Below are 18,329 nucleotides of genomic sequence, written 5' to 3' on the forward strand. Positions count from 1 at the left end.
GTGTTCACTGTTGTGGTGCGGAGCCTGTCCGAACCGTGTCGCGGTGAAGCATGAGATGGAGTTCGCCCTCATCGGGGATGGCTGAGCCGTGATCGAAGCATCTCTCAGACCGTACGTTCAGCACCGTGCAGGGCGCGTTGGTGCGGGCAGATCGGTACGTGAGTCCTGCGATGGTGGTGTCGGCATCCCAGGCGTGGAGCAAGTACTCGGTGACGACTTGGGTCGGTACATAGTCGATCTCTTCGTAGGTTGGACGCACCTCCTTGGCGAGTTCCTCCACGAAGGCGTGCAGGAACCGGACTTGCCGCCGCATGCCCCCAAGTTCCGGGTCGAAGAGTGAAGGGACGGCGGGGAGCTTCGTGAAGTCGACGACGGTAACTTCACGAGAGCAGGTGAACGCGCCGACAGAGGCGACCTCCACTTCGGTTGCCGGCCGGACAAGCGCTTCCTTAAGCGCCGTCTCCGCTGTTGACGCGCCGTAGAACATCGGGATGCCAGCGGGGCTCATGCGGTTCGACTGTCGGCAAAGAGCCTGAGGGATAGTGCCGAGGTCGACAGCGGAACTGACCTCTTCTCCTGCCGCGTGCACACGAGCGCGCCACAACTGTTCGCTGGTATCGAGGCGACGAACGAGACCGAGCTCGGTGATCAGGTCGCCAATCCTCTCCAGGATCTGTTGCGGCGGAATCTCGCCTGCTCCTCGAAGATCGTCATCGCGTGACCGCGGGCGCTGCCAGAAGACATATCGCGTTCTGTGCTGGATCGCCTCGCAGAAGTCCTGCCAGCTGTCCATCAATGCTTCGTCGCTGCGTGGTTCAATGAATCTGGCCCGGGCCCAAAGGCCGGGTTCTACTGCCCCCTGCATCGCTTCGAGTAGACCCTCACCGGTTAGGACATCACTGAACTCATAGCTGATCAGGTCCCAGGTGTCCCATATGTCACCCCATTGATATCCACCTTCGCGGGAGTCATAGGGGACTCCTTCGTCATCGACGTTGTTGAACTCGTGCCGAAGTCCCCGCATGAAGGCATCGAGCAGGACGTCGAAGTCTGCTGCTCGGCCGCTACCACAGAAGCTGCATACGAGATCTTGCTCTGCGGCATCGTCCAGTTGGGCCTGCAGCGCTTCATCACTCACGCAACGGCTGCACACACTGTCCCCGGTGGGCGGTGGCATCGGCTTCTCCTCGGTATCGGTCACCAAGCCATTGTCGTGTGATGCTCGGGCAGACCACACACCGGAAGGGTACGTACAGCAGTTGAGCGCAGGAACGATGGTGGCGCTCGGGACCGCCGTGGTTGGAGTGCTTGGCACCTTGCTGTCAGCACTGCTAACTTCGCGCTTTTCATGAAGCGGCTTGTCCGACAGGCGGTCAGACAGCAGAAACTGCTTCTGACCAGCGAGAATGAGGGTTGTCTAGGTTCCTGTTCCCGCCCGCTCCAGAGGCACTTTCCAGGAGAAGAAGACTATCGGGCGAGGTTAGCGCGTTCTGCGCCCCGAACCGTTCGCGCTTGAATCCGCCTGCCCATCCTTACGGCCGGCTGGCACCTGAACTCCTCGGTCTTTCGCCGGGGGCTTCTTCGTGGTGGTCGTCTGCTCCTCCGGCTCGTCGCCCACCGGGATGCTCAGCTTGACATCACGCAGGCCCGCGACGCGCGCACGCGTCGCCTGGCCGGTGTCGTAGGTGAGTACGGTAACCTCGCGCCCCGACAGTGGCTTGAGCGCAAGCGCCCTGTCGACGATCTCGTCATCGTTGATCGGCAGCCGCACGTGCCTGGGTGGGTCGAACATGAGCTGAACGGTTACTTCACCGCGTCGTACGCCGGTGTGTCGCTGCACCAGGGCGTTCGCCTCGCGCAGTACTGCGTGCTCGGTGTTCTTCTGGAACAACCGGTCGAGCACGGCCAGCGTGTAACCCGCCCGCCAACGCACGTGCCTGTCCTTGCTCTCCTTGAGCTGGTCGAGTTCGTCCACCACGACCATCGGCACCACAAGATGAACGGGGTGCTGTGTGACATCCAGCAGCGTGCCGAAGTCGACCTGTTCCAACTTCTCGGGGTGCTTGATGTAGAAACTGCTGTCGGCCACTACCGGCTCCCCGCGCAGTTGCCAGAGCTGCAACTCCTGCGCGAGCGTTTCGACGGCGGCCCCGAACGCTTCTGTCCGCTGCCGTAGTTCGGTGTACACCAGTTGGTTCACGAGCCGCTGGGTCGTCCCGATTGTGAAGTTGTCCAACCCGGCAAGCAACTGGTCGTGCCGTTTCGTAAGGACGAGCCGGTCAAGGTCGGCGCTGCTGATGAGCGTGTCCAGCCGACCAACGGCGTCGGCCGCCCAGTCGAGGTACGCCAAGAGCCGCTCGTAGTACTCATGCGGGCCGCTGGTGAAGAGGTTTGAGACGTTCTCCCGCACGGCGACGAGGGTCTGGTGTAGGTGTTTTCGGTCGACGCCGGGCAGTGGGCTTAGGAGCATATCCATACTGTGGCACCTCGACGACGGCCGTCGCACGTCGATTCAGCCGACCACTAGCCTCTCGATCTTGCATGAGGGTCCGGTGGGTGATCAGAAACGCAAGAGTGCTCCCGACCTGCAACGATGGGACTTGTCTAGGGTCCAGGTCGTCGCAAGACAGAAGCACTCTCCAGGTGAAGAAGCGTATCGGGTCTTACCCGCGTGTTCGTACCGAAGGCAGTGGTCGTGGGGTGGTTTCCCAGGCCGGCGGGTTGCTGCTGGTGGAGACGGTCCGCAAGACCTGCCTGGACCAGGCGATATCGGCGGCGTTGGCGCCGTGGCGCAAGCTGCGGCGGTGCATGATCCGGGCAAGATCCTGCTGGATGTGGCGCTCGCGGTCGCGTTGGGCGCCTGACCGAACTGCGGCAGGCACGCGCTCAAGTCCACGCAGGTATACGGACGGCTGGCGACGCGGCGCCGGCAGCGGCCAGGGAGGTGGTCGTGGACCTGGACGGGGTGCTGGTCATCGCGCACTCCGAGAACAGGATGCGGCCGCGACCTGGAGATCGGCACCGTCGAGAAGTACCGCGTGTTCTTCGGCAGGGAGCCCCGGATGAAGAGGGTGATCCCCTTTCCGAAGCAGCCGGGAGCACCGGAAGCGGACGACGCGCAGCAGCACGGCAAGTCCGCCTGAATCTCCGGCTGGGGCGCGTCACTCACCGAACAGACTGTCCTGCACGTACTCGACGACCTTCCGCTCCGGGTAGAAGACGGCCAGCAGCATAAACGTCTTGGGATGGGCCGCGATGTTCCCGACAAAGAAGTGGACGGCCCGGTTCGGAGCGCACATCCGGTCGTACCAGCGCTCGCGCAGCGCATCACGGACCCCGCGCTCGCCGTACTTACGCAGGAACTTGCGGTACGACTGGCCGGCCTCCCAGTCCTTCAGCCCCATGTCGTGGGTCGGGCAGCCGTCGTCGGCACAGCGGAAGCTGTAGCGGAGGTCGAGCGGCACCCACTCCAGCGGGTTCAGCTCCTGCTCGAACAGGTCGAGTTGGTCGGCCAGCGCGGCCTTGGACACGGACCAGGGCTCGGCGGGCTCGAGCCGGAAGCGGGTGATCTCCGCGGGCCGGAAGACCCCCAGAGAAGTTCCCCGCTTCTCCTGATCCCGCTTGATGGCGCAGAGCGACGGGGCGATCAGCGGTTCGACATACCGGTATCGCTTCTTCCAGCCGCCGTCGGACGGCACCTCACCTGCGATCTCCAAGGTGTCGAGGTCGGGCCGGAGACTCTCCGGGCGTGAGTCTCGCTCCGGACGGTGAGGTTCGACGTCGACCTTGATGATCGAGTACTTGGAGAACTGGGCTTCCTCGCTCAGGAGCCGGAAGGGGACCGGGAAGAGCCGTACGTGCTGTGGCGCGCCCTGGTCCAGGCGTATGCCGGCCACACAACTGGTTTCGCGGTACTTGTTGGACAGCTCCGGATACGTCTTGACGGTGATCATGATCGTTGCGCGCTGCCGATTTCGCGATCCCATGGTTGCCCCCTCCACTGATCTCCCGATCCGATTGGAGGAGAGGTATGCGCCACCGACAAGAGCGCCTGCCAGGGCGAGGGATGAAGTCAGGCCAAGGGAATTACGGGCACGGCGGCCCGTTTACGGACCGTCTCCAGGACGACCTGCCGGTGGCAGCGGCTCTCGTCTTTCTCGAAGCACAGGACCGCGACCCGAGACTGCCGGGCATGCTCCGCGAGGCGCTCAAGATCGGTCTGCGCCTCCTCGGACCGCAGCACCCCACGGAACCGGGCCCGACCCACGTCGAGGCGGCCGTCCCAGAACGGTGCCCGGTTGTCCTTGGGATTGCCCAGGCCACGCAGGTGGGTGTACTCGATGCCGGCCTCGGCAAGTGCCTCCCCGAGGCGGGTCTTGCTGAAGCCCTTCTTGCGACTGATCGGCGTGAGCCGTACGTCCGCCACGACATCGATGCGGCTGTCGAGGAGCGAGGCGACGAAGGAGTCGATGTCCCGGCCTTCGTACCCAGCGGACCAGAGGCCGGGAGCGACCTTGGTCTCCCGGAAGAGCTCATCGAGGGAGATCTCAAGTGCCTCGGCGACTGCTCCGACGGTGAAGAAACCTGGCTGGATCGCTCCCTCGCTCTCCAGACGGGCCAGCGTTCCTACGGCGATGCCGGCTTCCTTGGCGAGCCGCTCCCGCGACCACCCTCGACCCTCCCGCATCGCTCGCACGCGCTGGGCGAGTGCTCGGGCGTGGTCGTGGAGACGCGCTGAGTGATGGCTTGCCATGTGTCGTGATCCTAAGGGCGGTTGAGGCGGGCGGGCATGGTGTTCCCGGCCGACCACGGGACTGGATTCGCGAAAGTGCAGGTCCGACTGTCCTCAGCTGCCGCACTTCGGACGGCCTCACCAGTCACTCCCTGGGAGAACCCGACCAAGATCTTCTCCCAGATTTCTCCCAAACGATCTCCAGGAACCACTCAGGGGCCTGATCCACTCACTGGATCAGGCCCCTGACCTGGTACTTCACTGTCGGGGTGGCGGGATTTGAACCCACGACCTCTTCGTCCCGAACGAAGCGCGCTGCCAAGCTGCGCTACACCCCGATGTCGCTGCTGTCGCGGCGACGTCGTTTACTTTAGCCCACCGGTGGCTAGAGACGAAATCCGGTTTTGCCGCGGTGGCGCATCAGGGCCGGGCGGGCGTGGTCCAGGGCCACGAGCAGGAGTGCCAGGGCGTAGATGGACAGGCCCAGGAGGAGGGCGTTGCCGAGGACGTGCTTGTAGCCGTCCTGGCCGACGTCCAGGAACGGGTAGAGGTAGCGGTCGGTGGTGCCCGGCAGGAGCAGCTCGCCCCGGATGAGGGAGAAGGCCAGGTAGGCCAGGGGATAGAGCAGCCAGGCCGGGGCGTGGCGCAGGCGGAGGCGGCCCGGGCTGGTGAGCAGGAGCCAGTCCAGTACGGCCGCGATGGGCGTCACCGTGTGGAGCGTGTGGTGGGCCAGGGCCTGCCAGCCGGTCGGGGCGGCGGCCTCGCCCGTGAGGGAGAACGGGCTGTCCTGGTTCGCCAGCAGCAGGTGGTGCACCAGGGCCGCGACGACGACGTAGAGCAGGGTCGCGCCGAGGAGGGAGGCGGGCAGCGGGCGGGCTGCCGTCCAGGCCCGGCGGGCCGAGAAGACCATGACCACGGCCAGCAGGGCGTTCGCCTGGACCGCGAAGTAGCCCGCGACCCGGGACGGGTCGCCGAGGAGCAGTTCGAGGGTCACGCCGGCCGCAGCCGCGAGGGCGATCAGCAGGCGGTAGGCCGCCGCCGCGGGGCGGCGGACCGGCGTGACGACGGCCGTGGCCGGGACGGGGGAGGGCAGGAGCGCCGGCTTGCGCGGTATCGCGGGGAGGTCCGGGATCTCCCTGGGTATCGGGGCTGTCATGCTCTCAAGCTGACAGAGCCGGGCAAAGGGGGCTATTCGGGCGCCGCTGTGTGGGTTATCGCCCTCGCCTCACGTGCCCTCGTTACCCCATCGCTTCACGTACCCCCGTTACTCCCGCGCCTCACGTGCCCCCGTTACTCCCGTCCCACCAGCGTCAGCAGCGTCGCCTCCGGCGGGCACGCGAACCGTACCGGCGTGTAGCGGTTCGTGCCGCAGCCCGCCGAGACGTGGAGGTACGAGGTGCGGCCCTCGGCCGTGTGCGTGGACAGGCCCTTCACCCGGTCCGTGTCCAGGTCGCAGTTGGTGACCAGGGCGCCGTAGAAGGGGATGCAGAGCTGGCCGCCGTGGGTGTGGCCGGCCAGGATCAGGGGGTAGGCGTCGGCCGTGAAGGCGTCCAGGGTGCGCAGGTACGGGGCGTGGACGACGCCCATCGAGAAGTCGGCGGACTCCGACGGGCCGCCGGCCACCTGGTCGTAGCGGTCCTTCTTGATGTGCGGGTCGTCCAGGCCCGTCAGCTCCAGCGACAGGCCGTCGATCTTGAGCGTGCCGCGCGTGTTCGTGAGGTTGAGCCAGCCCGCCGCGTCGAAGCCGTCCCGCAGGTCCTCCCACGGGTTGTGCACCGCGCCGACGGCCGGCGGGTTGCCGTTCAGGCCGTGCCGGCCCTGGGCCTTCTCCAGCAGGTAGCGGGCGGGGTTGCGCAGCTTGGGCCCGTAGTAGTCGTTCGAGCCGAAGACGTACGCGCCCGGGAACTCCATCAGCGGGCCGAGCGCGTCGAGGACCTCCGGGACGCCCTCCGGGTCGGAGAGGTTGTCGCCCGTGTTGATCACGAAGTCCGGGCGCAGGCCGGCCAGGGACCGCAGCCAGCGCTGCTTCTTGCGCTGGCCCCCGACCATGTGGATGTCCGAGACCTGGAGCACGCGCAGGGGGCGCATCCCCGAGGGCAGCACCGGCACCGTGACCCGGCGCAGGCGGAAGGAGCGGGCCTCGAAGCCCGCCGCGTACAACACACCGGCGGCACCAGCCGCCGCGATTCCCAGGGGCACTCCGTATCGCGCACGCATACGACCATCGTGTCAGACCGCGCCGGTCACCCGTGCCGGGCGGGGCGTGAAATGGCCCGGGGGTGCGGGGGTTTGCGTGCCCCGGGGCCGGTCCGGCGGCACGGGTGCGGGCGTGGGCCGCCGGCGCAGCCGCCCTTGCGCCGGCGTCCCGTAAATCCAGGGGCGTGCTTTCCGCCGCACCTGCGACAATCGACCCCATGACCACGCTCAAGTCGAAGCTGCAGGCTGACCTCAACGCCGCGATCAAGGAGCGCGACGAGCTCCGCTCCTCGACGCTCCGGCTGACGCTCGCCGCGATCACCAAGGAGGAGGTCGCGGGCAAGGAGAAGCGCGAGCTCTCCGACGACGAGGTGCAGAAGGTGATCACCCGCGAGGCGAAGAAGCGGCGCGAGGCGGCTGAGGCCTTCGCGCAGGGCGGTCGTGCCGAGCAGGCCGAGCGGGAGAAGGCCGAGGGCGAGGTGCTCGCCGGCTACCTGCCCAAGCAGCTGTCGGACGAGGAACTCCAGCAGATCGTGGCCCAGGCCGTCGAGGAGGCGAAGGCCGCCGGTGCGGAGGGGCCGCGGGCCATGGGCGCGGTCATGAAGATCGTGAACCCGAAGGTGGCGGGGCAGGCCGAGGGCGGCCGTGTCGCCGCCGCGGTGAAGAAGCTGCTGGCGGGCTGACCCCCCCGGCCTCCCGGAACCCCGGCCTCCCGGAACCCCGGCCTCCCGGTACCCCGGCCTCCCGGTACCCCGGTACAGCGGGAGAACGGGAGCGGCCTCCTCCGACCGTACGGTCGGAGGAGGCCGCTCCCGTTTCGTCATCCGGCGAGGTCAGCCGAAGCGCCCTCCGTTGCCGTTGCCGCCACCGTTGTCCCCGCCCCGGAAGAAGCCCTCCGGGATGGAGAACGACGGGGCCGGGAAGGTCTCGCCGCCGCCTCCGCCGCCGTTGTTGTTGCCGCCGACCAGGCCGCCGACGAACCCGTCGCCGCCGCCGTTCCCCCCGTTGTCGCCGTTGTTCCCGTCGTCACCGCCGCCGTCGTCGCCCCCGTCGCCGTCACCGCGGTCGCGGTCGATGCCGTCGGGGATGTGGACCTCGTTGAACTGCTCCACGGGCTTGCCCTCCAGCGCGCCCGTCATCATGTCCTGCCAGATCGGGCCGGGCACCTCACCACCGAAGACCTTCGCGTGCGAGCGGCCGCCGATGGTGATGTTGACCATCTTCCGCTTGTGCGCGGGGTCGCCGACCCAGACCGCGCCGGCCATGTTCGGCGTGTAGCCCACGAACCAGGCCGCGTAGCGCTCGTCCGTGGTACCCGTCTTGCCCGCACTGGGGCGGCCGCTCAGGCCCGCCTTCGAACCCGTGCCGTCCTCGACGACGCCCTTCAGCAGCTCGTTGATCGTGTCGGCGGTGTTCTCCGACATGGCACGCGAGCACGTCGACTTCGGGACCTCCAGCTTCCTGGAGGTGTCGCCGACCCGCTGGCTGACGGACTCGATGGCGACCGGCGTGCAGTACATGCCGCGCGAGGCGAAGGTCGCGTACGCGTTCGCCATGGTCAGCGGGGACATCTCCTGCGTGCCGAGGGCGATGGAGGGCACCTGCGGCATCTTGTCGCCGTCGGCCCGCACGACGCCCATCTTCTTCGCCATGGTCGTCACCGGGCAGATGCCGATGTCGCTGATCATCTGCACGTAGTAGGTGTTGACCGACTTGGCGGTCGCTTCCTTCATGTCGTACGGGCCGACCTCGGACTCGTTCTCGTTCTCCAGCCGGGCCGGGTTGTCCCGGTCGTTCTGCCAGGTCTTGCCGTCGCAGGCCTGCACCGGCGAGGGGTAGGCCATCTGGTACGGCGACGAGTACACCTTGTTCGCGGGCATGCCGTCCTCGATGGCGGCCGCCGCCACGATCGGCTTGAACGTCGAACCGGGCTGGTAGCCCATGCCGCCGCCCATGCCCTGGTCGACGGAGAGGTTGATCTGCGTCTCGTTCTTCTTGAAGCCGTACGGACGCGACTGGCCCATGGCGAGGATCTTGCCGGTGCCGGGCTGGACGACGGTGGCGGCGGTGGCCACGTCGTCGCTCTTGTAGACGTGCTCCTTGATGGACCGCTGGGCCGCGTCCTGGGCCTGCGGGTCCATCGTCGTGCGGATGGTGAGCCCGCCCTGGTTCCAGATCTTCGCCCGGGCCTCGCGGGACTTGCCGAAGACCGGGTCGGTCAGGAAGACCTCGCGCACGTAGTCGCAGAAGAAGCCCGCGCCCTTGACCGCCGTGATGCAGCCGTTCCTGGGCTTGCTGACCTTCAGGCCCAGCGGGGCCTTCATCGCCTCGGCGGCCTGCGCCCGGGAGATGTCGCCGACCTCGGCCATGCGGCGCAGCACGATGTTGCGGCGCTTGGTGGCCTCCGCCTCGTCGTTGACCGGGTCGTAGCGGCTGGGCGACTGGACGATTCCGGCGAGGAGGGCCGCCTCCTGCACGTTCAGGTCCTTGGCCGACTTGGAGAAGTAGCGGCGGGCCGCGGCCTCGACGCCGTAGGCCTGCTGACCGAAGAACGTGATGTTCAGGTAGTTCTCGAGGATCGTCTTCTTGCCCAGCTCCTCCTCGACCTGGATCGCGTACTTGAGCTCGCGGATCTTGCGGCCGATGGTCTGCTGGGTGGCCTGCGCGACCTTCGTCGGGTCGTCGCCCGCCTCCTCGACGAAGACGTTCTTCACGTATTGCTGGGTCAGCGTCGAGGCGCCTTGGGCGACCTCACCGCTGCGCGCGTTCTTGTTGAGGGCGCGCAGCACGCCCTTCAGGTCGACCGCGCCGTGCTGGTAGAAGCGCGAGTCCTCGATCGCGACGATCGCCTTCTGCATGTACGGCGACACGTTCTTGAGCGGGACCACCGTGCGGTCGCGCGAGTAGACGGTGGCGATGGGGCCGCCGTCGGCGTCGAGGATGGTGGTGCGCTGACTCAGCGGCGGCGTCTTGAGGTTCGCCGGGAGCTCGTCGAAGCTCTCGACCGATCCCTTCGCCGCCAGCCCCAGCGCACCCACCGCGGGCAGCGCGATGCCGGCCAGCACGGCTCCCGCGAGGACACTGACACCGAGGAACTTGGCGGCCTGCTGCGTGGGAGACAGACCACCGCCCGAGCGCTTCTTTGGCATGAGGGCAGCCTACGTTCTCATTCGCCGGACAGGCATGAATGCCTTGGCCTAAGCTGCTCCCAACTGTCACAGCAGTGAGGCCACGTATCAATACGTCCGGCGACCCCGAATCGTTCCGGATGTTCCCCGACTTTTTTGGTGGGGTCGTGTCCGAATCCGCCTCGTGTGTCATACCGCGTCCGTTGTGACGCAACTGAACTGTCCCGGTTTCGACGGGATAGTCATGTATGTCACCAGCTCACTCCCCCGGGTGATCTGCCGCTTACCCATAGTCCGTTCGGGCCATTCAAGATTGGGCCCGCTGGGGGTGTTGCGCTGTGCCCGCCTTCCGTAACGTCCTCAACTGGCGGCGGTGAATATGCCGCTGCCGCCGTGGGGGAGCCTCGATTCGGGAGAGGACGGCGCCGGTATGGGCTGGGTAACCGACTGGAGTGCGCAGGCGGCCTGCCGCACTACCGATCCGGATGAACTGTTCGTTCAAGGAGCAGCGCAGAACAGGGCCAAGGCGGTGTGCACCGGATGCCCGGTGCGCACGGAGTGCCTGGCCGACGCGCTGGACAACCGCGTCGAGTTCGGCGTGTGGGGAGGCATGACGGAGCGGGAACGCCGCGCGTTGCTGCGCAGGCGGCCCACAGTGACCTCCTGGCGCCGGCTGCTGGAGACGGCGCGCACGGAGTACGAGCGCGGCACGGGTGTCGTGCCCCTCGACGACGACGAGATCTACGAGAACTACGCGGCGGTGAGCTGAGCTCCTCCGGGAGCCCCGCAGGTCCGAGGGCCCGTCACGGGCCCTTCGCCATCAGTCGCCATCACGTCGCCATCACGTCGCCAGCACCGGCACCGGACCTGTCAGAGATCCTGTCACCGTCCCTTGCAGGGGACGGGGTTCGGGCGCTCGATGCCACCGGACGGTGTTCAGGCGCTCGCCTCGGGCGGCTCGGCCGGGTCGGGCAGCTCGCGCTCGCCAGCCGCCAGACGGTCGCCGATGGCGCGCAGTCCCGCGAGGTCGTGCACATCGCCGGGCAGCGCGGCCACTTCCGTCACGGCCACCTCGGGGTGGAGCGCGGTGAAGCGGTCACGCGTGCGCTGCTCACGGGCGAGCAGCTGCATCCGGTCGGCGTGCAGCCTCAGCAGTCCGGCCGTGAGCTGCTCCACGGACCGCTCGGTGTCCTCGGAGGCCTCGGTGACCTCAGTGTCCTCGGCGTGCCCGGCGTCTTCGGTGGGGGAGCCACCCTCGGGAGTCGATGCCGGGGTCCGAGCTGGGGTCCCGGGCGTGGGAGAGTCTGAACTGTCCTGTGCGTCGGGGGAGTTACGAAGTAGTGCTTTCCCGTCCTCCTGATCCACAATGCCGGGCTCTTCAAGATTTTCCGCGGCGGCGAGCGCCCGCTCGGCCGACAGCCCGTCGGCGCCGCTGCCGTGCACCCGGTTGAGCACCAGACCCGCGAGCGGCATGTGCTCCGCGGCCAGGCGTTCCACGAAGTAGGCGGCCTCACGCAGCGCGTCCCGCTCCGGGGCCGCGACCACGAGGAACGCCGTCCCGGGCGCCTGGAGGAGCTTGTACGTCGCGTCCGCGCGCGTGCGGAAGCCGCCGAAGGTGCTGTCCATCGCGGAGACGAACGTCTGGACGTCCTTCAGGAGCTGACCGCCCAGCAGCTTGCCGAGGGTGCCGGTCATCATCGACATCCCGACGTTCAGGAACTTCATCCCGGCACGGCCGCCCAGCTTCGCCGGGGCCGTCAGCAGCCGGATCAGCCGCCCGTCCAGGAACGACCCGAGCCGCTTGGGCGCGTCCAGGAAGTCCAGCGCCGAGCGGGAGGGCGGGGTGTCGACGACGATCAGGTCCCACTCGTCCCGGGCGCGCAGCTGCCCGAGCTTCTCCATCGCCATGTACTCCTGCGTGCCCGCGAAGCCCGCCGACAGCGACTGGTAGAAGGGGTTGGCCAGGATCGCGGCCGCCCGCTCGCGGTCCGCGTGCGCCTCGACGATCTCGTCGAAGGTGCGCTTCATGTCGAGCATCATCGCGTGCAGCTCGCCGCCCGCGGAGTCGTCGATGCCCTTCACCCGGCGCGGGGTGTTGTCCAGGGAGTCGATGCCCATGGACTGGGCGAGCCGGCGGGCCGGGTCGATGGTCAGCACGACGACCTTGCGGCCCCGCTCGGCCGCGCGCAGGCCGAGGGCGGCGGCCGTCGTGGTCTTGCCGACGCCGCCCGAGCCGCAGCACACCACGATCCGGGTCTTCGGGTCCTCCAGCAGTGGATCGAGGGCGAGCACGCGCGCGGGGGCGAGGTGGGGCCGGGCCGCCTCGTGCGGGTGGGCCGGGTCCGGACGGCTCATGACATCCCCTGCTTCCGACTCGTGACGGGCCTTGCCTGTGCACCCCGGCTCATGACACGCCCTGCTCGCGCAGCTCACGGGCCAGCTCGTACAGCCCCGCCAGGTCCATGCCCTCGGCGAACAGCGGCAGTTCGTGCAGCGGCAGGCCCAGCTCGGTCAGGACCGCACGCTGCTCGTGCTCCAGCGTGTACCGCTCGGCGTACTCCTCGGCCTGTGCGAGCAGCGGGTCCACCAGCCGCTCCGCGTGCCCGCCGCGCCGCGCCCCGCCGAGCCCGGCGGACGACAGCGACCGCGCCACCGAGGAACGCGGAACCGTCCGTACGAGTTCCAGGTCGGCCGCGTCCAGCACCTCCGGGCGCACCATGTTCACGATGATCCGCCCGACGGGCAGCCGCGCCGACCGCAGCTCGGCGATGCCGTCCGCGGTCTCCTGGACGGGCATCTCCTCCAGCAGCGTGACCAGGTGCACGGCCGTCCCGGGCGACTTCAGCACCCGCATCACGGCCTGCGCCTGATTGTGTATCGGGCCGATCTTGGCCAGCCCCGCCACCTCGTCGTTGACGTTCAGGAAGCGGGTGATGCGCCCGGTGGGCGGGGCGTCCATGACGACGTAGTCGTACACGAACCGGCCGCTGCGCTCCTTGCGCCGCACCGCCTCGCAGGCCTTGCCGGTCAGGAGGACGTCCCTCAGGCCGGGCGCGATGGTGGTGGCGAAGTCGATCGCGCCGAGCTTCTTCAGGGCCCGCCCGGCGCTGCCCAGCTTGTAGAACATCTGGAGGTAGTCCAGAAGGGCTAGTTCGGGGTCGATGGCGAGTGCGTACACCTCCCCGCCCCCGGGAGCGACGGCGATCTTCCGCTCCTCATAAGGCAGCGCTTCGGTCTCGAAGAGCTGCGCGATGCCCTGACGGCCCTCGACCTCGACGAGAAGCGTCCGCTTCCCCTCCGTGGCCAGGGCCAGCGCTAGGGCCGCGGCCACCGTGGTCTTGCCGGTACCGCCCTTGCCGCTGACGACCTGGAGCCTGCTCACGTATTCGAGCCTAACCAGTCCGTGCCCGGGCTACGCGGGAGGCTGTGGACAACCCGTGCCGGGGTCGGGCCCCGACCGCGTCCGCGACCCCGTTCGGACAGGGGCTAAAGTCGCCGCATGACCAAGTGGGAATACGCAACCGTGCCGCTGCTCGTCCACGCCACGAAGCAGATTCTGGACACCTGGGGCGAGGACGGCTGGGAGCTCGTCCAGGTCGTGCCCGGGCCGAACAACCCCGAGCAGCTCGTCGCCTACCTGAAGCGGGAGAAGCAGTAGTGGGCGCCGTCGAGGCGAGGCTGGCCGAGCTCGGCCTGACCCTGCCCGACGTGGTGCCGCCGCTCGCCGCGTACCAGCCGGCCGTGCAGTCCGGTCCGTACGTCTACACCGCCGGGCAGCTCCCGATGGTGGAGGGCAAGCTCCCGGTCACCGGCAAGGTCGGCGCGGAGGTCACCCCGGAGGAGGCCAAGGAGCTGGCGCGCACCTGCGCGCTGAACGCCCTGGCCGCCGTGAAGTCCGTCGCCGGTGACCTGGACCGCATCGCGCGCGTGGTGAAGGTCGTCGGCTTCGTCGCCTCCGCCTCTGACTTCACCGGCCAGCCCGGCGTGCTGAACGGCGCGAGCGAGCTGCTCGGCGAGGTCCTCGGGGACAAGGGCGTACACGCGCGCAGCGCGGTCGGCGTGGCGGTGCTGCCGCTGGACGCGCCGGTGGAGGTCGAGATCCAGGTGGAGCTCGCGTAACCCCTTTCCGGCGGTCCCAGCTGCGCGATCCGCCCCGGAGGCCCCTCGAACATCCGCCCGTCACGGGATAGCCTCGCGCCCATGGCGAACGGTCAGTGGTACCCCCCGGAGTGGCCGGAGCGGATCCGCGCTCTCGCGGCCGGCGAGCTCACCCCGGTGACCCCCAGGCGCGCGGCCACCGTCATGCTCCTGAAGGACACCGCAGACGGCCCGGCTGTCCACATGCTGCGCCGACGCGCCTCCATGGCCTTCGCCGGAGGCGCGTACGCGTATCCGGGCGGCGGTGTCGACCCGCGCGACGACGACCACCACGTCCGCTGGGCGGGCCCCACGCGCGCGTGGTGGGCGGACCGGCTCGGCGTCGACGAGACGGCCGCCCAGGCGATCGTCTGCGCGGCCGTGCGGGAGACGTACGAGGAGGCGGGTGTGCTGCTCGCCGGCCCGGCACCCGACGCGGTCGTCGGGGACACCACCGGCGCCGGCTGGGAGGCCGACCGTGCCGCCCTGGTCGCGCGGGACCTGTCCTTCGCGGAGTTCCTGGACCGCCGCGGGCTCGTGCTGCGCTCGGACCTGCTCGGCGCGTGGACCCGCTGGATCACCCCCGAGTTCGAGGCCCGCCGCTACGACACCTTCTTCTTCGTGGCCGCCCTCCCCGCGGGGCAGCGCACCCGCAACGCCTCCACGGAGGCCGACCGCACGGTGTGGATCGCCCCGCGCGAGGCGGCCGCCGGGTACGACCGGGGCGAGCTGCTGATGATGCCGCCGACCATCGCGACGCTGCGCCAGCTGACGCCGTACGGGACGGCCGCCGAGGCCCTCGCGGCGGCCCCGGACCGCGACCTGACGCCCGTGCTGGCCACCGCCCGGCTGGTGGACGGCGAGATCCTGCTCTCCTGGCCCGGCCACGACGAGTTCACCAAGCACATCCCGACCGCCCCGACCGCCCCGACCGGTGGAGCCCCCGCATGACGGACGCAGCAGCCCTTCCCGGACGGCCCCGCGGCGGGGTCCTGTCGGGCCCCGCCACCGCGCGGGCGGTCAACGTGCTGGCCCCCAACCCGTCGGCGATGACCCTCGACGGCACGAACACCTGGATCCTGTCCGAGCCGGACTCACCGCTCGCCGTCGTGGTCGACCCGGGCCCGCTGGACGAGGGGCATCTGCGGCGGGTCGTCGCCACGGCCGAGCAGGCCGGCAAGCGGGTCGCCCTGACCCTGCTGACCCACGGCCACCCCGACCACGCCGAGGGCGCGGCGCTGTTCGCCGAACTGACCGGCACGCGCGTGCGTGCGCTCGATCCGGCACTGCGGCTGGGCGACGAGGGCCTGGCCGCCGGGGACGTGATCACCACCGGAGGCCTGGAACTGCGGGTCGTGCCCACCCCCGGCCACACCTCGGACTCGCTCTGCTTCCACCTCCCGGCCGACCGGGCGGTGCTGACCGGCGACACGGTCCTGGGCCGCGGCACCACGGTCGTGGCCCACCCGGACGGGCGTCTCGGCGACTACCTGGACTCCCTGCGCCGCCTGCGGTCCCTCACGGTCGACGACGGCGTCCACACGGTCCTGCCGGGCCACGGGCCGGTCCTGGAGGACGCCCAGGGCGCCGTCGAGTACTACCTCGCGCACCGCGCCACCCGCCTCGCCCAGGTCGAGACCGCCGTCGAGGACGGCCACCGCACCCCGGACGAGGTCGTCGCCCACGTCTACGCCGACGTGGACCGCTCCCTGTGGCCGGCGGCGGAGCTGTCGGTCCGGGCACAGCTGGACTACCTGGAGGAGCACGGGCTCATCTAGGGCCCGCGCCGCTGGTTCCCCGGGAGCGTGCACGACGTCGGGCCCCGTCTCCGGGGGAGACAGGGCCCGATGACGTACGGCCGGGCGGCCGGCCGGTGCTCGCGTCAGCGCGAGCGCTTGGCGAGGCGCTCCACGTCCAGCAGGATCACCGCGCGGGCCTCCAGGCGGAGCCAGCCGCGCTGGGCGAAGTCCGCCAGGGCCTTGTTCACCGTCTCGCGGGACGCGCCGACCAGCTGGGCCAGCTCCTCCTGCGTGAGGTCGTGGACGACGTGGATGCCTTCCTCGGACTGCACGCCGAACCGGCGCGACAGGTCGAGCAGGGCGCGGGCGACACGGCCCGGGACGTCCGAGAAGACGAGGTCGGACATCGCGTCGTTGGTCTTGCGCAGCCGGCGTGCGACGGCGCGCAGGAGCGCCGAGGCCACCTCGGGGCGGGCGTTCAGCCAGGGCTGGAGGTCGCCGTGGCCGAGGCCGAGCAGCTTGACCTCGGTCAGCGCGGTGGCCGTCGCCGTGCGCGGACCCGGGTCGAACAGCGACAGCTCACCGATGAGCTCGCCGGGGCCGACCACGGCCAGCATGTTCTCGCGGCCGTCGGGGGACGTCCGGTGGAGCTTGACCTTGCCCTCGGTGACCACGTACAGCCGGTCACCGGGGTCGCCCTCATGGAACAGCGAGTCACCGCGGGCGAGGGTCACCTCACTCATGGAGGCGCGGAGCTCCGCGGCCTGCTCGTCATCGAGCGCCGCGAAGAGCGGATTGCGCCGCAGAACGTCGTCCACGAGTTCTCTCCCTTTCGACCTGCTCAGGGGATCTTGTTCCCCCGCGTACCAGGGGACCGTGGTGCCCATTTTGCCGGACGGTCCAAACAGTGTGATCTGTCACAAGGATGCCGCACAGGTGTCCCGGGGTACGCGGCAGGGGTCCAATTGGGCGCCGATCTTCAGGGGCCGGGGCGGATGTCCGTGCCTGGCCTTAGGCTGGCCGGGTGTCCAAATCGCCGGTGAGAGCACAGGCCGAGGGGGCTGCGCGGGTGGGTGTACGTCGCGATTCCGCTGTGGGCGAACAGAGCCCCGATGGCGGTAGGAAAACGGCGAAAGCGACAGGGGAGGCGACGGCTCCCAGCGGGCCGGCGCGTGCCTCTGAGAAGGCGGCGGTGAAGAAGACTGCGGCGAAGAAGACTGCGGCGAAGAAGGCTGCGGCGAAGAAGACCGCCTCCGGGGCCTCCGCCGTGAAGAAGACCCCCGCCGTGAAGAAGACCTCCGCCGTGAAGAAGGCCCCCGCCGCCAAGAAGGTCACCGTCGCGCCCAAGAAGGCCGCCGCGAAGGTCAAGGGCACGGCCCCCGCCAAGGCCGTCGTCCACCCGCCGGGCGACGAGTCCCCCACGGCGCTGGTGCGCCGGGCCCGCCGCATCAACCGCGAGCTCGCCGAGGTCTACCCCTACGCGCACCCCGAGCTGGACTTCGACAACCCGTTCCAGCTCGTCGTCGCCACGGTGCTGTCCGCGCAGACCACAGACCTGCGCGTCAACCAGACGACCCCCTCGCTCTTCGCCAAGTACCCCACCCCCGAGGACCTCGCAGCCGCCGACCCGGAGGAGGTGGAGGAGATCCTCCGCCCGTGCGGCTTCTTCCGGGCCAAGACCAAGTCGGTCATAGGGCTGTCGAAGGCACTGGTGGAGGACTTCGGCGGGGAGGTGCCCGGCCGGCTCGAGGACCTGGTCAAACTGCCCGGCGTCGGCCGCAAGACCGCGTTCGTCGTGCTCGGCAACGCCTTCGGACGCCCCGGCATCACCGTGGACACGCACTTCCAGCGCCTGGTGCGCCGCTGGCGGTGGACCGCCGAGACCGACCCGGACAAGATCGAGGCCGCGGTCGGCGCGCTCTTCCCGAAGAGTGACTGGACGGACCTCTCGCACCATGTCATCTGGCACGGCCGCCGCATCTGCCACGCCCGCAAGCCCGCGTGCGGCGCCTGCCCGATCGCCCCGCTGTGCCCCGCGTACGGGGAGGGCGAGACGGATCCGGAGAAGGCGAAGAAACTGCTCAAGTACGAGAAGGGCGGCTTCCCGGGCCAGCGCCTGCGGCCTCCGCAGGCCTACCTGGACGCGGGCGGCAAACCGGCCCCGCCCCTGGGGGCCGGATGAGGCGCCCCACCGAGGACAGCACCGCCCGCGCCGACGGCACGACTGCCCGGGTCAGTGGTCCGGCAGCCCGGGTCAGCGCCACGGCCGCGCACGCCGGCGCCTGCGCCGCCCCGCCCCCTCCCGGCCGCGCCATCCGCCCTCCCGGCCCCGCCACGCGCCCTCCGGGCCAGGCCACGCGCCCCCCGGACGGTGGATCGCGGGCCGTTCCGGAACGA

Annotated in this window: 17 protein-coding genes, 1 tRNA gene and 1 pseudogene; 8 read left to right on the forward strand and 11 right to left on the reverse strand. The window is 69.5% G+C overall.

The window, feature by feature from the left end:
* Positions 1-4: 4 nt before the first annotated feature.
* Positions 5-1,201 (reverse strand): HEPN-associated N-terminal domain-containing protein, encoded by a 1,197-nt coding sequence (locus tag ACF07N_RS17160; protein WP_392113383.1) that lies wholly within the window; start codon positions 1,199-1,201, stop codon positions 5-7.
* Positions 1,202-1,480: 279 nt separating this feature from the next.
* On the reverse strand, positions 1,481-2,410 hold the full coding sequence (locus tag ACF07N_RS17165; protein WP_392113386.1) for a PIN domain-containing protein: 930 nt from the start codon (positions 2,408-2,410) through the stop codon (positions 1,481-1,483).
* A 233-nt stretch (positions 2,411-2,643) separates the two neighbouring features.
* Here ACF07N_RS17165 and ACF07N_RS17170 point away from each other — a divergent pair.
* A pseudogene (locus ACF07N_RS17170) lies at positions 2,644-3,015 on the forward strand (transposase); the annotation flags it as partial.
* Between the two features lie 146 nt (positions 3,016-3,161).
* On the opposite strand, the gene ACF07N_RS17175 reads toward ACF07N_RS17170, so the two are convergent.
* The 5 genes from ACF07N_RS17175 to ACF07N_RS17195 form a co-directional block, all read right to left on the reverse strand.
* On the reverse strand, positions 3,162-3,953 hold the full coding sequence (locus tag ACF07N_RS17175) for a hypothetical protein (protein ID WP_392113662.1): 792 nt from the start codon (positions 3,951-3,953) through the stop codon (positions 3,162-3,164).
* 119 nt (positions 3,954-4,072) lie between these two features.
* Positions 4,073-4,753 (reverse strand): DUF488 family protein, encoded by a 681-nt coding sequence (locus ACF07N_RS17180; protein WP_392113389.1) that lies wholly within the window; start codon positions 4,751-4,753, stop codon positions 4,073-4,075.
* A 243-nt stretch (positions 4,754-4,996) separates the two neighbouring features.
* Positions 4,997-5,070 (reverse strand) — tRNA-Pro (locus tag ACF07N_RS17185).
* Between the two features lie 47 nt (positions 5,071-5,117).
* Complete coding sequence (locus ACF07N_RS17190; protein WP_383341071.1) at positions 5,118-5,888, reverse strand: Pr6Pr family membrane protein; 771 nt, start codon at positions 5,886-5,888, stop codon at positions 5,118-5,120.
* A 134-nt stretch (positions 5,889-6,022) separates the two neighbouring features.
* Entirely contained in the window at positions 6,023-6,949 is a 927-nt protein-coding gene (locus tag ACF07N_RS17195) for a metallophosphoesterase (protein WP_383335549.1), read from the reverse strand.
* A gap of 197 nt (positions 6,950-7,146) precedes the next feature.
* Between ACF07N_RS17195 and ACF07N_RS17200 the strand changes: the two genes are divergently transcribed.
* Entirely contained in the window at positions 7,147-7,611 is a 465-nt protein-coding gene (locus tag ACF07N_RS17200) for a GatB/YqeY domain-containing protein (RefSeq protein ID WP_383335548.1), read from the forward strand.
* Between the two features lie 150 nt (positions 7,612-7,761).
* Here ACF07N_RS17200 and ACF07N_RS17205 read toward each other — a convergent pair whose 3' ends face one another.
* The gene (locus ACF07N_RS17205; protein ID WP_392113393.1) at positions 7,762-10,077 is read right to left on the reverse strand and encodes a transglycosylase domain-containing protein; all 2,316 of its coding nucleotides are present in this window, start codon (positions 10,075-10,077) and stop codon (positions 7,762-7,764) included.
* A 409-nt stretch (positions 10,078-10,486) separates the two neighbouring features.
* On the opposite strand from ACF07N_RS17205, the gene wblA reads away from it, so the two are divergent.
* Positions 10,487-10,825, forward strand: coding sequence for a transcriptional regulator WblA (gene wblA / locus ACF07N_RS17210; protein WP_179272479.1), 339 nt, complete (start codon positions 10,487-10,489; stop codon positions 10,823-10,825).
* A gap of 167 nt (positions 10,826-10,992) precedes the next feature.
* Here the strand turns inward: wblA and ACF07N_RS17215 are convergent, their stop codons facing one another.
* Positions 10,993-12,411 carry an ArsA family ATPase gene (locus tag ACF07N_RS17215; RefSeq protein WP_392113396.1) on the reverse strand — a complete coding sequence of 473 codons (1,419 nt, stop codon included), beginning with the start codon at positions 12,409-12,411 and terminating at the stop codon, positions 10,993-10,995.
* 49 nt (positions 12,412-12,460) lie between these two features.
* The gene (locus ACF07N_RS17220; protein ID WP_383334564.1) at positions 12,461-13,438 is read right to left on the reverse strand and encodes an ArsA family ATPase; all 978 of its coding nucleotides are present in this window, start codon (positions 13,436-13,438) and stop codon (positions 12,461-12,463) included.
* Positions 13,439-13,555: 117 nt separating this feature from the next.
* Between ACF07N_RS17220 and ACF07N_RS17225 the strand changes: the two genes are divergently transcribed.
* The 4 genes from ACF07N_RS17225 to ACF07N_RS17240 all read left to right on the forward strand — a co-directional run bounded on the left by ACF07N_RS17225 (position 13,556) and on the right by ACF07N_RS17240 (position 15,971).
* On the forward strand, positions 13,556-13,714 hold the full coding sequence (locus tag ACF07N_RS17225) for a DUF4177 domain-containing protein (protein ID WP_003991873.1): 159 nt from the start codon (positions 13,556-13,558) through the stop codon (positions 13,712-13,714).
* Positions 13,714-14,175 (forward strand): RidA family protein, encoded by a 462-nt coding sequence (locus tag ACF07N_RS17230; protein ID WP_383334562.1) that lies wholly within the window; start codon positions 13,714-13,716, stop codon positions 14,173-14,175. Before ACF07N_RS17225 ends, ACF07N_RS17230 begins: the two co-directional genes overlap by 1 nt.
* 81 nt (positions 14,176-14,256) lie before the next feature.
* Positions 14,257-15,144, forward strand: coding sequence for an NUDIX hydrolase (locus ACF07N_RS17235; protein WP_392113401.1), 888 nt, complete (start codon positions 14,257-14,259; stop codon positions 15,142-15,144).
* The gene (locus tag ACF07N_RS17240; RefSeq protein WP_383341062.1) at positions 15,141-15,971 is read left to right on the forward strand and encodes an MBL fold metallo-hydrolase; all 831 of its coding nucleotides are present in this window, start codon (positions 15,141-15,143) and stop codon (positions 15,969-15,971) included. Before ACF07N_RS17235 ends, ACF07N_RS17240 begins: the two co-directional genes overlap by 4 nt.
* Positions 15,972-16,075: 104 nt before the next feature.
* Here ACF07N_RS17240 and ACF07N_RS17245 read toward each other — a convergent pair whose 3' ends face one another.
* The gene (locus ACF07N_RS17245) at positions 16,076-16,750 is read right to left on the reverse strand and encodes a Crp/Fnr family transcriptional regulator (RefSeq protein WP_031115987.1); all 675 of its coding nucleotides are present in this window, start codon (positions 16,748-16,750) and stop codon (positions 16,076-16,078) included.
* A 374-nt stretch (positions 16,751-17,124) separates the two neighbouring features.
* On the opposite strand from ACF07N_RS17245, the gene nth reads away from it, so the two are divergent.
* Positions 17,125-18,114, forward strand: a complete 990-nt coding sequence (gene nth, locus ACF07N_RS17250) for an endonuclease III (RefSeq protein WP_392113405.1) — start codon at positions 17,125-17,127, stop codon at positions 18,112-18,114.
* Positions 18,115-18,329 lie beyond the last annotated feature (215 nt).

The organism is Streptomyces sp. NPDC015242 (assembly GCF_043079125.1).
GTDB lineage: Bacteria > Actinomycetota > Actinomycetes > Streptomycetales > Streptomycetaceae > Streptomyces.

What these genes read in the sequence shown, in the direction of transcription:
- ACF07N_RS17175 (WP_392113662.1), bottom strand. Translation starts at nt 3,953, where the DNA reads ATGATCACCGTCAAGACGTATCCGGAGCTGTCCAACAAGTACCGCGAA.
- ACF07N_RS17180 (WP_392113389.1), bottom strand. Translation starts at nt 4,753, where the DNA reads ATGGCAAGCCATCACTCAGCGCGTCTCCACGACCACGCCCGAGCACTC.
- ACF07N_RS17190 (WP_383341071.1), bottom strand. Translation starts at nt 5,888, where the DNA reads ATGACAGCCCCGATACCCAGGGAGATCCCGGACCTCCCCGCGATACCG.
- ACF07N_RS17195 (WP_383335549.1), bottom strand. Translation starts at nt 6,949, where the DNA reads ATGCGTGCGCGATACGGAGTGCCCCTGGGAATCGCGGCGGCTGGTGCC.
- ACF07N_RS17200 (WP_383335548.1), top strand. Translation starts at nt 7,147, where the DNA reads ATGACCACGCTCAAGTCGAAGCTGCAGGCTGACCTCAACGCCGCGATC.
- ACF07N_RS17205 (WP_392113393.1), bottom strand. Translation starts at nt 10,077, where the DNA reads ATGCCAAAGAAGCGCTCGGGCGGTGGTCTGTCTCCCACGCAGCAGGCC.
- wblA (WP_179272479.1), top strand. Translation starts at nt 10,487, where the DNA reads ATGGGCTGGGTAACCGACTGGAGTGCGCAGGCGGCCTGCCGCACTACC.
- ACF07N_RS17215 (WP_392113396.1), bottom strand. Translation starts at nt 12,411, where the DNA reads ATGAGCCGTCCGGACCCGGCCCACCCGCACGAGGCGGCCCGGCCCCAC.
- ACF07N_RS17225 (WP_003991873.1), top strand. Translation starts at nt 13,556, where the DNA reads ATGACCAAGTGGGAATACGCAACCGTGCCGCTGCTCGTCCACGCCACG.
- ACF07N_RS17235 (WP_392113401.1), top strand. Translation starts at nt 14,257, where the DNA reads ATGGCGAACGGTCAGTGGTACCCCCCGGAGTGGCCGGAGCGGATCCGC.
- ACF07N_RS17240 (WP_383341062.1), top strand. Translation starts at nt 15,141, where the DNA reads ATGACGGACGCAGCAGCCCTTCCCGGACGGCCCCGCGGCGGGGTCCTG.